The following is a 13,616-nucleotide window of genomic DNA, read 5'->3' on the forward strand; positions in this document are numbered from 1 at the left end:
GCGTTCATCGTCCGGGATCGAGTATGCGCGTTGCGGCTTGGTTCACCGCCGCGCGGTCCCGTCGATCCTCAGGAGCGAGCTCCATGACGGCCCGATGTAGCTCGGCTGGAATCGTCAGTTGGCTCTCCAAGGGTTTGTTGGCCCACTGCCAGAAGCGATCGAATGCATCCATCACAGGTCCTTCCGCAGGCCCCGGAAGAACGGGTGCCGGACCTTTCCCTCGGCCGACTTCGCACGATACTCGATCTCGGCGAGCAGCTTTGGTTCGACCCATATGCCCTTATGTGCGATCCGCTTCGTGTACGGCTGCGTCTTCCGGATCAGGGGCTTCAGTCTCTTCTGGAGGTCAGCGGCGGAAGTCTTGTCAAAGCCGTGGTCGACCTTGCCCGCATAGACCAGATCGTCGCCCTTGCGGCGGCCAACGTAGATGCCGTCCCATTTTCCTTCGTCGAGCGCGAAGCCGGCGATCGTCAGTGTCTCGCGCTGAATGCAGGTTTTCTTCACCCAATCGCTTGTACGCCCCTTCGGATAGGGAGCATCTCGCACCTTCGAGACGACACCTTCCAGACCGAGTTTGCAGGCGTGCGCGAACATCTCCCATCCCTCGATCTCGAAGCTTTCGCTGAACTGGACGTCAGTGCCATCGACGATTTTCCTGAGCTCGGCTTTCCTTTGGATCAGTGGCAGCTTCCGAAGATCGCGGCCATTCAGATAGAGCAGATCAAACGCCACCAGCACGATGCTCGTCGACTTGCCCATGAGCTCGTTCTGCAGCACCGAGAAGTCGGTCGTGCCGTCGGCGGCGGGGACGACGATCTCGCCGTCGACGACGGCCGAGCTCGCCTTGATGCGCCAGGCATCGTGGGCGACCTTCTTGAAGCGGTGCGTCCAGTCGTGGCCACGCCGGGTGAAGATCCTGGCGGCCTCGTTGGCCAGATGCACCTGGACCCGGTAGCCGTCAAACTTGATCTCGTGAATCCAGCGGCCTCCGGACGGCACCCTCTCGATCAAGGTGGCCAAGGCCGGTTCGATAAAGCCGGGCATTGGCGCTTTCACACCCATGGTCGCCGGTTTTCGACGCTGAAACGCCACTCAACCACTCCACGCAACAGCTGATTCAAACTGACACAGTTCGAATCGTTCCGGAACCCGGGAATCCTTTGTTGCGTTGATCTGCTATCAAATCCGACAGGAGGAGCCGATGGCGGCAGCGAAGAAGAAGACAGCGCGCGGGCGCAAGCAGGACCGGGCCCGTGTGGCCGGCGGCCAAAAGTATGAAGTGGGGTACGAGTCCAAGAAGACAGGACGGTCGGCGTCAGCGGTCAAGAAAGCTGTCAAAAAGGTCGGCACCAGCCGGAAGCGGGTCGAGAAGCGTCTCGCGCGCTAATCACCTTTGGCGCCGCTCGTTCAGCGCGTGCCTAGACCTCGGTCGGGCATTCGGGGCAGGTATCGCCAATCGAGTCCAGGACCTCGGTCACCGCGCCGGCGGCCGCCTCGGGCGAAAGACCCGGTGGCGGATCCTGGCAGGCGATTTCGAGCGCCCGCTCACGGGCGTGCGGATCTGCGCGGTCCCGCATCCAGCCGTGGTACTCACATTCGCGGATCGCGCCTGCCTCCTGCAGTACGGCTATCGCCCACCCCCGTACCGTGCGGATCGTCGTTCGCCTCTCCCTGGTCATCAGCATCACAATCGCTCCTGCGTGAGGGGCGAATCCTTGCGGCCCTCGATTCGTTCCGGCTGCTAACACAGAGCAGGGATTCCAAATCGTCGGGGCAGGTGATTTTCCACGTGTTCCGCCGCCCTGTGCAAAACAGCTAGGCTGTATTCTTGTCTTCCTTGTCCGCGTCGCGCATGACGACTTTCAGGGTCTCGTATGGCAAAGGGCGCTGCAGCGCCTTTGCCTCATCCCAAGCGGCGCATTGGGAGGCAACTTATCCTCTTCGCCGGCTGACCAGCCTACTAATCTAACGCTGCCGGCGCTTAAATACTCGAGAACTGGCCAATCCAATCCGCGAGACGACATCATTACAAGGTCATTGGAATGCGTCGAACCTCTGTCGCTTTGATTCTCGCCATTCTGTCGAGCGTCGCGCTGGCCGACGATTTTGTTGGACAGGCCAGCGTAATCGACGGCGACACGTTGGAAATACATGGAGTGCGTATCCGGCTTTGGGGTATCGATGCACCGGAGACCAGTCAGCTGTGCCGCGGCGAAGACAGCTTACAATATCGTTGCGGTGCGCAGGCCGCGAACGATCTCGACGCCTTCATTGCCCGCCGTCCCGTCAATTGTGTTCCAGTCAGCCTCGATCCGTATGGCCGGACCGTCGCGACTTGCTCGGTCGCAGGCAGGGATCTCGCTGAATGGCTTGTACGGAGCGGCCTTGCGGTGGATTGGCCTCAATACTCGAAAGGCCGATATCGCGGAGCTCAGCGCGAGGCTGAGCGTACCGGCCAGGGACTCTGGAAAGGAAGCTACGTCGAGCCGTGGCTCTATCGTGCATGCATCCGGGCAAGCGGAAAGCCGGCCACCTGTTCGGACGATGCAAATGCCCATCCTTGATGCGATTCCTAAAGAGAGGCCGATCCACAACGTACGTTGGCCTATCACAGCAGTTGGGCAGGTGGCTCTGGCGCTGTTTGGGCGACTCACGCTACCCATCATTCCTAATCACCTCACTGCACGATGGGAATGAAATGGTTGCAGCCACCCGTGAATTGCCGGCCTCTGGTTACGCCCTTGAAGTCGACGGCCGGTTCAAAGCCGAATTTACAACCAGAGACGGCGCCAGGGCGGGTGGCGAAGAACTAAAGAAGCGTTTTCCCATGCTTCAGATCAGGATCTACGACGCGCAAACGCATGCGCGTGAGGAAATCTAGATCGCCGGCTCAAGGCTTAACCGAGTTTTCGCTTGCGCGCGTGCGGCTCCGCCGCATCGGGCTCTCGTGAACCGAGCCGCTTTGCGTCTCGTCCGTGCGGCTTCGATCCCTCGCGCAAGAGCTTCGGAGCTCCTCGCCGGGGGCACTCGGGAAAGGGGCTCGCCTTCGGCGATCGCTATCACTGCCCCGTTCCCGGGTGCCGCTGTTAACCGGTCTCGTCGCTGCACTCGGACCCGCGTGCCCCTTCGGGTCGCTATGCTCACGCTCTCCGGGTGCCATTTTCCGCTGAGGCGATGCGCCATTGGCGCACGCCAGGTCAGGGCCTGCGGCCCTGGCCATCTCAACTCCAAGAGCGATGAAGAAGCGGACGGAGGCGGGCTGCATCGTAGATTTCGCACTCTCTCGCGGAGAGGCTAAGAGTAAGAGTGTCGCGCGGTTTTGCCGTGACGGGTTACAGGCTGCGAGAGAGGCTCGGAGCGCCCGTCGCGGAGATCCGCGATGTCCAGACACTATCCTCGGGCGCGCGCCGGTGAGGACCGGACGAGCCTTTATGACGAAATCACCAACAAGATTATCGCCGAGCTCGAGGCCGGCCGCGTGCCGTGGGTGCAGCCATGGGGCACCGCAGCGGCGAAGGCGCAATTGGCCTTGCCGAAAAGTGCCGCGACCGGACGCCAATATAGCGGGATCAACATCCTAATTCTCTGGGGAGCCGCCACCGAACGCGCATTCACAGGTCAGAGCTGGCTTACATTTCGCCAGGCGCTGTCGCTCGGTGGTCACGTCCGCAAGGGCGAGCGCGGCACGACTGTCGTCTATGCCGACCGCTTCGTGCCGGTCGACCAAAAGCGGCGCGCGAGCGAAACGGGCGACGAAGCACAGGCCATCCCGTTCCTGAAGCGGTTCACGGTCTTTAATACTGATCAATGCGACGAACTGCCTTCGGAGATCACGACGACGGCGCCGCCTCCGCCGCCAGGCCTGATCGAGCCCCGGGTCGAAAAGCTCATCAATGCGACCGGCGTCAACTTCCGCATCGGCGGCGACCGCGCATTCTATGCGCCGACAGAAGACTATGTGCAGGTGCCGCCACCGCAAGCCTATTTTGAGCCGATCAACTGGCATCGGACGGCCCTGCATGAACTGGCGCATGCCAGCGGCCATCCGTCACGTCTGAAGCGCGACTTGTCGGGCAGCTACGGGACCAGGAAGTACGCGTTTGAGGAGCTGGTTGCGGAGATCTCGTCTGCGTTCACTTGCGCTTCGCTAGGTATCGTGCCGACAGTGCGGCATGCCGATTATGTCGGCTCCTGGCTTGACGTGCTGCGCGAGGACAATCGCGCGATTGTGCGTGCTGCGTCCCAAGCCAGCAAGGTCGCCGACTATCTTCTTGGATTTGTGCCAGAAGTGGTTGTCGATACGGCGGTGGAGAGAGCGGATCAGGAAGCGGCCTGAGGTTCTCGATGGCCGCGCGCACGAGAGCTAGAGGGCGGGGCCGTTTTTCGCGACGGGTTGGAGGCCGAGAGAGAGGCTCCCGGCCGCCCGTCGTGGAGAATCGACATGACGAAGGCTGTCCAAAAGATCACCCTATCGCCCTCGCGGGACATTCCGTTCAACAAGCTGGTGCTCAGCCAGTCGAACGTTCGACGCGTGAAGGCCGGTATTTCGATCGAGCAACTCGCGGAAAGCATCGCCCAGCGGACGCTCCTGCAAAGTCTCAATGTAAGGGCGGTTGTAGACGCAGAAGGCAATGAGACCGGCATGTTCGAGGTGCCGGCCGGCGGTCGGCGTTATCGCGCGCTGGAACTTCTCGTGAAGCAGAAGCGCATGGCAAAGACGCAGGCCGTTCCTTGTGTCGTGCGCGAGGGCGGCATCGCTGAAGACGACTCCCTTGCAGAGAACGACGAGCGGATAGGCCTTCATCCGCTCGATCAGTTCCGAGCCTTCCAAACCTTGAGTGGCGCCGGCATGTCCGAGGAGGATATCGCGGCTCGGCACTTCGTGACACCGGCTATCGTGAAGCAACGGCTTCGGCTGGCCTCCGTGTCGCCAAAGCTGCACGATGTCTATGCCGAAGACGGCATGACCCTCGAGCAGCTCATGGCCTTCTCGGTCACGGCGGATCATCCGCGGCAGGACCAGGTCTGGGAGAACGTGAGCTGCTCGGGCTATGACGAGCCCTATCAGATCCGGCGGATGCTGACGGAAAATACCGTGCGGGCGTCAGATCGCCGCGTGCAGTTCATTGGGCTCGATGTTTACCAGCAGGCAGGCGGCGGCGTTTTGCGCGACCTGTTCGAGCACGATGATGGCGGCTGGCTTCAAGACGTCTCTCTGCTCGATCGCCTTGTTACGGAGAAGCTCAAAGCCGAGGCGGAAGCAATTGGTGCGGAGGGATGGAAATGGATCTCAGTCGCCGTTGACTTCCCCTACGCCCACACGACACGCCTGCGCGAGCTCGAAGGCCAACCTGTCGATCTCACCTCCGAGGAGCAGGCCACCATCGACGCTCTCAACGCCGAGCAGGCGAAGCTCGAAACCGAATATCAGGATGCGGATGAGCTGCCCGAGGAGGTCGACCAGCGTCTCGGCGCGATCGAGGCGGCGCTGCTGGCGCTCGAAGACCGGCCGAAAACTTACGATCCGGCCGAGATTGCCCGAGCCGGCGTCTTCGCCAGCATTGATTCCGAAGGGCGGCTTTGCATCGATCGAGGCTATGTGCGTCCTGAGGACGAGGCGCCTGCGGCCGATTTAGAGCTAAATCGGGGCGCCGATGCGTCGTCGACTGAAGGGCAGGAGGCTGATGCTTCCGTACCGCGCACGACGATCTCGGTCGTCGGCGCATCGACCGAGCCGGAGGAGGATGATGAAGACCCGGCAAGGCCGTTGCCGGACCGGCTCATCATCGAACTGACGGCGCATCGTACGCTGGCGTTGCGCGATGCGCTAGCCGAAAATCCTGCGATCGCGTTCCAGGCGGTGCTGCACAACTTCGTGCTGATGGCCTTTTATCGGTTTGCTTCGTCCGGGAGCTGCCTTGAGATCGGGCTGCGCACGCCGACATTTCCGGCTCAAGCTCCGGGGCTAAGGGAAAGCGCCTCGGCTAAGGCTGTCGAGGTGCGGCATGAGGCCTGGAAGGCACGGTTGCCGAAGAGCGAGAACGATCTCTGGGATGCGCTGACCGCTCTCGATGATGGTGCACAGGCATCGCTATTTGCCCACTGCGCGTCCTTTGCGGTCAACGCCCTCTATGAGCCGGCCAATCGTTACAATCAGGGTCGCGTCTCAGCCCATGGCGTCCGCACGCGTCTCGACCAGGCTGATGTGCTGGCGCGCGCTGCCGGACTTGACATGGTGCAGGCTGGCTGGAGACCGACCGTCGACAACTATCTCGGCCGAGTCACTAAGCCTCGCATTCTGGAGGCGGTGCGGGAAGCCAAGGGCGAGTCGTCGGCGCAACTGATCGACCATCTGAAGAAGGCCGACATGGCTAAGGAGGCCGAGCGTCTCCTGGATGGCTCGGGCTGGTTGCCGGAGCCGCTGCGTCTCGTCGATTCCAGCCCGTCGTCGGTCGAGCCGGAAGGTGAAGCGGGCCCGCTGCCAGAATTCCTCGCTGGCGAGGAGGATCCGGAGAACGGCAGCGACGAGGATCCGCAACAGCTCGACGCGGCTGAGTGAAAGCATAAGGGCTGGCTCCGGCTGTCCTGTGCTTGCTTGGGGGACCGGTGCCCAGCACCGGTCCCATTTTTATTGGGAAGGGCTGAGAGGAAGAGTGGGGCCGGGAAGGGTTTGAATCGCCGTGGTCGTGAGAGCGCCGGGCGGTTCGACCCGTTCCTGCTCTCCGAAAGAAATCCCAATGACCGAATCTCTCGCCGGCGGCGCTGCCGCTGCGCCGCTCTCGATGCGTGCCGCTGCCACTATCACCTCCGCTGCGGTCAGGGCTGCGCAACAGCTCTTGACCAATCTCGAACGCGGCCAACGCATCGATGCCGCTGTGCTGCGCAGCGCCATGGAGGCTGCCTTCGGCGCTTCCGACGCGACCGGTGCCTGGAACTGGAAGACCGCCTATGACGCCTGCGAGGCGGCGACCGTTCTGTTCCTTCGCAAATTCGGTCCGGCCATGCGGACCAAGGCTGGTTCGACAGCCGCGATGCTGCCGATGCTCGTGAGAATTGCGAGCTGTATGCCGACCCACACGCGGCGCTCCGAGGATAGCCAGGCCCTTCAGCAATTCTCGACGCCGGTCACGCTTGGGCTCGCCGCATGCACCGCGGCCGGGATCACGCCGTCCGACCGGGTTTTGGAGCCCTCCGCGGGGACCGGCTTGCTCGCCATCTTTGCCGAACTCGCCCGCGGCGCCTTGGTTTTGAACGAGCTGGCCGAGGCCCGCGCCGCATTGCTCGATCAACTGTTTGCCAACATTAGCGTCACGCGGTTCGACGCCGCACAGATCGATGATCACCTCGATGCGAGTGTCGTCCCGAGCGTCGTCCTGATGAACCCGCCGTTCTCGGCATTGGCGAACGTCGATCGACGGATGGCGGATGCGGCGCTCCGGCACATCGCTTCGGCCTTGGCGCGTCTATGCGACGGTGGGCGTCTGGTCGCCATTACCGGCGCTAGTCTCGCGCCCGACAATCCGGCTTGGACCGACGCCTTCACTCGTCTCCAGGAACGCGGGCGGGTGGTATTTTCTGCCGCTATCGACGGCGCGGTCTATGCGAAACACGGAACGCAGACCGACACAAGGCTGCTCGTGATCGACAAGCAGCCCGCCGCAGATCCGAAGGTCTTTGAGGCCTCGCTGGGCATGGCAGGCGATGTCGCCACCTTGCTCGACTGGGTGAGCCAGCATGTGCCCCCGAGGCTGCCCTTTGCGGTCCCGATCGTGGTCGACGTCATCAGGCGCCCTGCGACGTCGCGACCGGCCGGCGCCTGTGCGCCACGCCGATCGTCCACTTCGGGAGATGGCGCGCCAGAAGGCGTCGAACTTACTTACGGGACGGTCGAGTGGACGCCTCCGGAAGGCGCCGGGCTCACCGACGCGCTTTACGAGGAATACGCATTGCAGGCGATCCGTATTCCGGACGCGCATGCGCATCCCACAAAACTCGTGCAATCCGCTGCGATGGCCTCGGTCGCGCCGCCAAAGCCGTCTTACCGGCCACATCTGACGGCCAATGTCGTGGCGGATGGCATCCTGTCCGACGCCCAGCTTGAGAGCGTCATCTATGCCGGCGAGGCGCATTCTGAGTTTCTTGCGGGGGGCTGGACGGTGGATGCAACCTTCGAGGTTGTGGCGGCCGCGCGCGAAGATGCAGAAAACGCCGTCCGCTTTCGCCGCGGCTGGTTCTTGGGCGACGGCACCGGCGCGGGCAAGGGGCGACAGGTCGGCGGAATCCTGCTCGACAACTGGCTCAAGGGTCGCTGCCGGGCGGTCTGGATCAGTAAATCCGACAAGCTGATCGAGGACGCGCAGCGCGATTGGTCCGCGCTCGGCATGGAGCGGCTGCTCGTGACGCCGTTGTCTCGGTTTCGCCAGGGCACGCCGATCCGGCTCGCGGAAGGCATCCTATTTACCACCTACGCTACGCTGCGCACCGAAGAGCGCGGCGAAAAGCTTTCGCGCGTTCGGCAGATCGTCGAATGGTTGGGCTCCGAATTCGACGGAGTGATCGTCTTCGACGAGAGCCACGCGATGCAGAACGCGGCAGGCCAGAAGGGCGAGCGCGGCGACCAGGCGGCCTCTCAGCAGGGGCGTGCCGGCCTGAGGCTCCAGCACGCCCTGCCGAATGCCCGCGTCGTCTATGTGTCGGCAACCGGTGCCACCACTGTGCACAATCTGGCCTACGCTCAGCGGTTGGGTCTGTGGGGAGGTACCGACTTCCCGTTCGCGACGCGCGCCGAGTTCGTCGAAGCGATCGAGGAGGGCGGCGTTGCGGCCATGGAAGTGCTGGCGCGCGACCTCAAGGCGCTCGGTCTCTACGCGGCCCGCTCACTCTCTTACGAGGGCGTCGCGTACGAACTCATCGAGCACCAGCTCACGCCAGAGCAGGTACGCATCTACGACGCCTATGCCGGCGCGTTCAGCGTCATCCATAACAATCTCGATGCGGCCATGCGGGCCTCGAACATCACCGGCGAGACCGGCACGCTGAACGGCCAGGCCAAATCGGCCGCGCGATCCGCTTTTGAGAGCGCCAAGCAGCGTTTCTTTGGTCATCTCCTGACCTCGATGAAGACGCCGTCGCTAATCCGCTCGATCGAACGCGATCTTGACGCCGGCCATGCCGCCGTCATCCAGATCGTCTCGACCGGTGAAGCGCTGATGGAGCGCCGGCTCGCCGAAATTCCGACCGAGGAGTGGGGCGACGTCCAGGTCGACATCACCCCACGCGAGTATGTGCTCGACTATCTCGCCCATTCCTTCCCGGTCCAGCTCTATGAGCCCTTCACCGACCAGGAGGGCAACCTCTGCTCCCGGCCCGTCTATCGTGACGGCCAGCCGGTCGAGAGCCGGGACGCCGTCGCGCGCCGCGACCGACTGATCGAGAAACTCGCCTCGCTGCCGCCGGTCCCGGGCGCGCTGGACCAGGTGATACAGCGCTTCGGCACCGACATGGTCGCCGAAGTGACCGGCCGCTCGCGCCGCATCGTTCGCAAGAGCGACCGGCTGGTTGTCGAAAACCGGGCCGGTTCGGCCAACCTCGCCGAGACGTCGGCTTTCATGGACGACGTCAAGCAGGTCCTCGTGTTCTCCGAAGCGGGCGGCACGGGGAGGAGCTACCATGCAGAACTCTCCGCACGGAATCGCCGCCTGCGGGTCCATTACCTGCTTGAGCCCGGCTGGAAGGCGGACGCCGCGATCCAGGGCCTCGGCCGCACGAACCGGACCAATCAGGCGCAGCCTCCTCTGTTTCGCCCCATCGCGACCGACGTGAAGGCCGAAAAGCGCTTCTTGAGCACCATCGCGCGCCGGCTCGACACGTTGGGCGCCATCACGCGTGGCCAGCGCCAGACCGGAGGGCAGGGCCTGTTTCGGCCCGAGGACAATCTCGAGAGCCAGTATGGCCGCGACACGTTGCGTCAACTCTACACGCTGCTGGCGCGTGGCAAGGTCGACGGCTGCTCGCTCGAGACGTTCGAGGATGCAACCGGCCTGAAGCTCACGGACACCAATGGGCTCAGGGATGACCTGCCACCGATCACGACGTTCCTGAACAGGTTGCTGGCGCTCACGATCGATCTTCAGAACATCCTGTTCACCGTGTTCGAGCAGCTCTTGACCGCTCGGATCGAGGGCGCGGTCGCATCTGGCACCTATGACTTGGGACTGGAAACGCTTCGCGCCGAAAGCTTCGTCGTTACCGACCGGAGCACGATCTATACCCATCCCGGCACTGGCGCCGAAACGCGGCTTCTCACGATCACCGAGCGCCGTCGCAATCGTCCGGTGAGCCTGGATGATGCTCTCGCTCGTCGTTCCGACCATCGTGCCGTCCTCTTGATCAATGAGCGATCGGGCCGTGCCGCCGTACAGCTCCCAGCTCCGAGCTTCATGCTTGATGACGGCGAGATCGAGCGGCGCGTCCGCCTGATCCGTCCCATGGAGCAGCACAGCGCTCCCTTGACCATGATGGCTGAAAGCCATTGGGTCGAGGCGGATCGTGATGGCTTCGCCGCAGCCTGGCTGGCGGAGCTCGCCGAGGTCCCCGAGTTCACGGAAACCACGATTCACGTCGTGGCCGGCTTGCTACTGCCGATCTGGAAGCAGCTGCCGAACGAGTCGACGCGGGTGTATCGACTCCAGACCGATGCGGGCGAGCGCGTCATCGGCCGCAAGGTCTCCGCGACCTGGGTCGCGAACGTCCTTGCGGCAGACGCGCCGGCGCCGACGCCTGACGCCGCCTTCGCAGCGCTGATGGAGGGGAGGACCGTCTTCGAGCTTGCAGAAGGGCTCCAGCTTCGACGTGCCCGGGTGATGGGCGTATACCGCATCGAACTGTTTGGGCTCAACGACACGATGCGTGATCGGCTGCGCGCCTACGGCCTCTTCGGAGAGATCATCTCCTGGAAGCTGCGCATGTTCGTGCCCACCGACGCGAGCGGTGTCGAGATCCTGGCGAAGGTGCTCGAGCAGTATCCGGTCGCGCGCGTCAGTAAGCGGGAGGCCGCCTGATGCGCCGCGACGCCTCCGACCTGGCACATCGCCTCGCGCGCGATGCCGAAGCGGTGTGCCGACACTATCTCTCCAATGGCAGACGGGCGGGGCGGTATTGGGTGGTCGGCGACGTCCACAACACGCCCGGCCGCTCGATGTTCGTGCGGCTCCAGGAATCGCCGAAGAGGCCTGCCGGCAAATGGACGGATGCCGCGACCGCCCAGGGAGCGCGTCTGATCGGGATCTACGATAGCCAGGTCACTTTCGGCCAGTCGCGGGTGTTGCTCGTCTGGACGCGGCTGATTATGCCGAATGGGCGTTCTATCGTTCTGGAGCGGCAGCCTGGCGCTGATGCTAGCGGGTATGCAGGCCTCGAAGACCAGGTCGACAATCACTGGGGCGAGCTGTTCAAGGCTGCGGCACTATCGACATTTCTGGCGGTCGGGACCGAACTGGGAGCCGGCTCGGACACCAACAGCAACGACAGCGCAATAATCCAGGCATTGCGGCACGGCGCGTCGGATTCACTGAACCAGACCGGGCAGCAGGTGGTTCGGCGCAGTCTCAACATCCAGCCCACTCTGACCGTGCGACCTGGCTTCCCGTTTCGCGTAGTTGTCAATCGCGACCTCATACTTGCGCCTTACGGGGGATAGCAGATGTCCAAGCTTAGAATAGGGGCGCTGCCCGACGACAAGCCGGTCAAGGTGACCACTGAGCTCCCGGCATCAGTGCATCGGGATCTCGTCGCCTACGCAGAGGCCATGGCACGTGAAGGCGGGCAGCGGATCGATCCGGCAAAGCTGATCGCGCCCATGCTGGCCCGCTTCATGGCCACGGACCGCGGATTTGCCAAGGCGAGGCGAACCGGTCATTCCCCGAGAGCCGGCGGAGGCGAAGGATAGCGTTCTGCCAGCAGATCGAGGAACCGCTTCAGAGCCGGGTTTTCATTGTCATCGCGCCAGTGAGCATGGAAGTCCACGCGGCTTGATCCCGACCCATCCTGTAACTCCCGGTACACCAGTCCCGCGAAGCTTGCACCAATATCCGATTCCATCACCAGACTAAGACCCATGCCCATACTCGTCAGGCTCTTGATGATGCCGCGGCTTACATCGTGGCGCTCCACCCTGGGTCGGTCGTCGGGAAGTAATAGCTTCGAGATCAGGAGATCCTCGAGTTCTCGTCCAGGATCATACTCGCTCAAGAGGATCTTCTCATTTCGCAGATCGGTCCAATAGATGATCTCGCGTGCTGCCAGGCAGTGATCCTGGGGCAGCGAGATCAGGACGCGTTCGCTCCACAGCAGTAGTGATTTGGTGTCCTTTGAAGGAAAGCGTCCAGGGCTGACGACAACATCGACGGTACCGTTACGGAGAGCAGTCATCAGACGGGAGCGGGAGCGTTCCATCGTTGCCAATTCGAGCTGCGGCATCAGCCTCTTGAGCTCAGCTATCGTCGCTCGCAAATGTCCGGCGGACATCGACGTGTAGAAGCCAATGACCAGATGGCCAGTATCTCCGCGACCACCGGATCGCCCGGTGTCGACGAGCATATCGACCTGTTCCAGGATCAGCCGCGCAATTCGCAGAACTGCCCGGCCGGCGAGAGTGGGCTTGATCCCACCGCTTGAGCGCTCAAACAGCGAAGCGCCAACCAGATACTCGAGTTGGCCGATAGAACGGCTGAGGACGTTATGCTTCATCGAAAGCGCTTCAGCGGCTCGCCGAAAGCTGCCGTAGTCACAAGCGACGACAGCCAATCGAAGCTGCTGCAGGTCAATTGCTCTTGCTGCGCTCCGCCGATCGCCCCTGACGGTTTCTGTCATTTTCAAAGCTCGGTACCAAACCGCAAGACAGGAAGTCCCCGCTCGAGGCGGGGACCTTCACCTCGTTCGGTCGTGTGGATCTTTCTAGGCGGCAGCAAAGATTACTGGCGTCCAGAGAACCGGCGTCGAAAGACCACCGGCCTTGCGAAGGTTGGCGAGAATCCCGGTCGAGATCTCCAGGTAACCCGCCACGGCCACGGTGTTGCCGATCGTGGCAGGATTACCGATGCGTCGCAGCGGCCAACCGGCCCGTCGAAGGATTCTTTCCATTCGGACATCGGTGACGGTGACGATATCAGTGAGCTGTCGTGAAAGCCCGAACTCGACCATCCCGGCAAATAGCTCATAGGCAGCACGAGTTATGCCGTAATCTCCTTTTGGGGCATCAGCTGCGACGTCGATCGCGAATCTGCTGCTTTCCCAGACAAGAGACGTCGATGGCGCAGGATGGCCTTCAAGAAGCACCGAGAAAGTATCGCGAAGCATGGTCGGCCCGAGAGAGGGCAGGAGGCGAACGGAACCTTGCACAAGGCCGCTTTCAGAAACCTGCGTCAAGTAGACGGGATGCAGCGCGTCAAAATCATCCATCTCCATGTCGCCGCTGGTTTGAACATCCCACGCCATGCGGAGCTTAAAAACCCGGTGCCGCATCCGGTACATTTCAACGAGCGTGCTGGAAAACTCCCCGTACGAAGCTGGTATTATCAGCTGGATCATGGTCCCTCCCGAAGGTGTTTCTGCACACC

At 62.7% G+C, this 13,616-nt stretch carries 11 protein-coding genes and 1 pseudogene; 8 read left to right on the plus strand and 4 right to left on the minus strand.

The genetic code is table 11. The features are described 5' to 3' along the window. Positions 1–171 precede the first annotated feature (171 nt). Positions 172–1,092: a non-homologous end-joining DNA ligase gene (gene ligD / locus V1280_RS02205; protein ID WP_334518566.1), complete on the minus strand. Its 921-nt coding sequence runs from the start codon at positions 1,090–1,092 to the stop codon at positions 172–174. Between the two features lie 109 nt (positions 1,093–1,201). On the opposite strand from ligD, the gene V1280_RS02210 reads away from it, so the two are divergent. Further along, positions 1,202–1,387 carry a DUF3606 domain-containing protein gene (locus V1280_RS02210; protein WP_334518568.1) on the plus strand — a complete coding sequence of 62 codons (186 nt, stop codon included), beginning with the start codon at positions 1,202–1,204 and terminating at the stop codon, positions 1,385–1,387. 31 nt (positions 1,388–1,418) lie between these two features. On the opposite strand, the gene V1280_RS02215 is transcribed toward V1280_RS02210, so the two are convergent. Next, positions 1,419–1,685: a hypothetical protein gene (locus tag V1280_RS02215; RefSeq protein WP_334518570.1), complete on the minus strand. Its 267-nt coding sequence runs from the start codon at positions 1,683–1,685 to the stop codon at positions 1,419–1,421. A 357-nt stretch (positions 1,686–2,042) separates the two neighbouring features. On the opposite strand from V1280_RS02215, the gene V1280_RS02220 reads away from it, so the two are divergent. The 7 genes and pseudogenes from V1280_RS02220 to V1280_RS02250 all read left to right on the plus strand — a co-directional run bounded on the left by V1280_RS02220 (position 2,043) and on the right by V1280_RS02250 (position 11,947). Next, on the plus strand, positions 2,043–2,564 hold the full coding sequence (locus V1280_RS02220) for a thermonuclease family protein (RefSeq protein ID WP_334518572.1): 522 nt from the start codon (positions 2,043–2,045) through the stop codon (positions 2,562–2,564). Between the two features lie 134 nt (positions 2,565–2,698). Next, positions 2,699–2,881, plus strand: coding sequence for a hypothetical protein (locus V1280_RS02225; protein ID WP_334518574.1), 183 nt, complete (start codon positions 2,699–2,701; stop codon positions 2,879–2,881). A gap of 498 nt (positions 2,882–3,379) precedes the next feature. After that, on the plus strand, positions 3,380–4,336 hold the full coding sequence (locus tag V1280_RS02230) for an ArdC family protein (protein WP_334518576.1): 957 nt from the start codon (positions 3,380–3,382) through the stop codon (positions 4,334–4,336). A gap of 105 nt (positions 4,337–4,441) precedes the next feature. Next, positions 4,442–6,559, plus strand: coding sequence for a ParB/RepB/Spo0J family partition protein (locus V1280_RS02235; protein ID WP_334518578.1), 2,118 nt, complete (start codon positions 4,442–4,444; stop codon positions 6,557–6,559). 178 nt (positions 6,560–6,737) lie between these two features. Beyond that, positions 6,738–11,060, plus strand: coding sequence for a bifunctional class I SAM-dependent methyltransferase/DEAD/DEAH box helicase (locus V1280_RS02240; RefSeq protein ID WP_334518580.1), 4,323 nt, complete (start codon positions 6,738–6,740; stop codon positions 11,058–11,060). A 203-nt stretch (positions 11,061–11,263) separates the two neighbouring features. Then, a pseudogene (locus V1280_RS02245) lies at positions 11,264–11,698 on the plus strand (TrbI/VirB10 family protein); the annotation flags it as partial. Between the two features lie 3 nt (positions 11,699–11,701). Continuing rightward, positions 11,702–11,947, plus strand: a complete 246-nt coding sequence (locus tag V1280_RS02250; RefSeq protein ID WP_334518582.1) for a DUF2274 domain-containing protein — start codon at positions 11,702–11,704, stop codon at positions 11,945–11,947. On the opposite strand, the gene V1280_RS02255 is transcribed toward V1280_RS02250, so the two are convergent. Together V1280_RS02255 and V1280_RS02260 are read right to left on the minus strand one after the other, a co-directional pair. Continuing rightward, positions 11,914–12,870: a LysR family transcriptional regulator gene (locus V1280_RS02255; RefSeq protein ID WP_334518584.1), complete on the minus strand. Its 957-nt coding sequence runs from the start codon at positions 12,868–12,870 to the stop codon at positions 11,914–11,916. The two genes, V1280_RS02250 and V1280_RS02255, sit on opposite strands and share 34 nt — an antisense overlap. Positions 12,871–12,954: 84 nt before the next feature. Then, positions 12,955–13,587: an acyl-homoserine-lactone synthase gene (locus tag V1280_RS02260; protein WP_334518585.1), complete on the minus strand. Its 633-nt coding sequence runs from the start codon at positions 13,585–13,587 to the stop codon at positions 12,955–12,957. Between the last annotated feature and the right edge of the window lie 29 nt (positions 13,588–13,616).

Origin of the sequence: Bradyrhizobium sp. AZCC 2230 (genome assembly GCF_036924495.1) — a bacterium.
In the GTDB taxonomy this organism is placed as follows: Bacteria; Pseudomonadota; Alphaproteobacteria; order Rhizobiales; family Xanthobacteraceae; genus Bradyrhizobium; species Bradyrhizobium rifense.

What these genes read in the sequence shown, in the direction of transcription:
- V1280_RS02260 (WP_334518585.1), bottom strand. Translation starts at nt 13,587, where the DNA reads ATGATCCAGCTGATAATACCAGCTTCGTACGGGGAGTTTTCCAGCACG.
- V1280_RS02250 (WP_334518582.1), top strand. Translation starts at nt 11,702, where the DNA reads ATGTCCAAGCTTAGAATAGGGGCGCTGCCCGACGACAAGCCGGTCAAG.
- V1280_RS02230 (WP_334518576.1), top strand. Translation starts at nt 3,380, where the DNA reads ATGTCCAGACACTATCCTCGGGCGCGCGCCGGTGAGGACCGGACGAGC.
- V1280_RS02210 (WP_334518568.1), top strand. Translation starts at nt 1,202, where the DNA reads ATGGCGGCAGCGAAGAAGAAGACAGCGCGCGGGCGCAAGCAGGACCGG.
- V1280_RS02235 (WP_334518578.1), top strand. Translation starts at nt 4,442, where the DNA reads ATGACGAAGGCTGTCCAAAAGATCACCCTATCGCCCTCGCGGGACATT.
- V1280_RS02220 (WP_334518572.1), top strand. Translation starts at nt 2,043, where the DNA reads ATGCGTCGAACCTCTGTCGCTTTGATTCTCGCCATTCTGTCGAGCGTC.
- V1280_RS02215 (WP_334518570.1), bottom strand. Translation starts at nt 1,685, where the DNA reads ATGCTGATGACCAGGGAGAGGCGAACGACGATCCGCACGGTACGGGGG.
- V1280_RS02240 (WP_334518580.1), top strand. Translation starts at nt 6,738, where the DNA reads ATGACCGAATCTCTCGCCGGCGGCGCTGCCGCTGCGCCGCTCTCGATG.
- V1280_RS02255 (WP_334518584.1), bottom strand. Translation starts at nt 12,870, where the DNA reads ATGACAGAAACCGTCAGGGGCGATCGGCGGAGCGCAGCAAGAGCAATT.
- V1280_RS02225 (WP_334518574.1), top strand. Translation starts at nt 2,699, where the DNA reads ATGGTTGCAGCCACCCGTGAATTGCCGGCCTCTGGTTACGCCCTTGAA.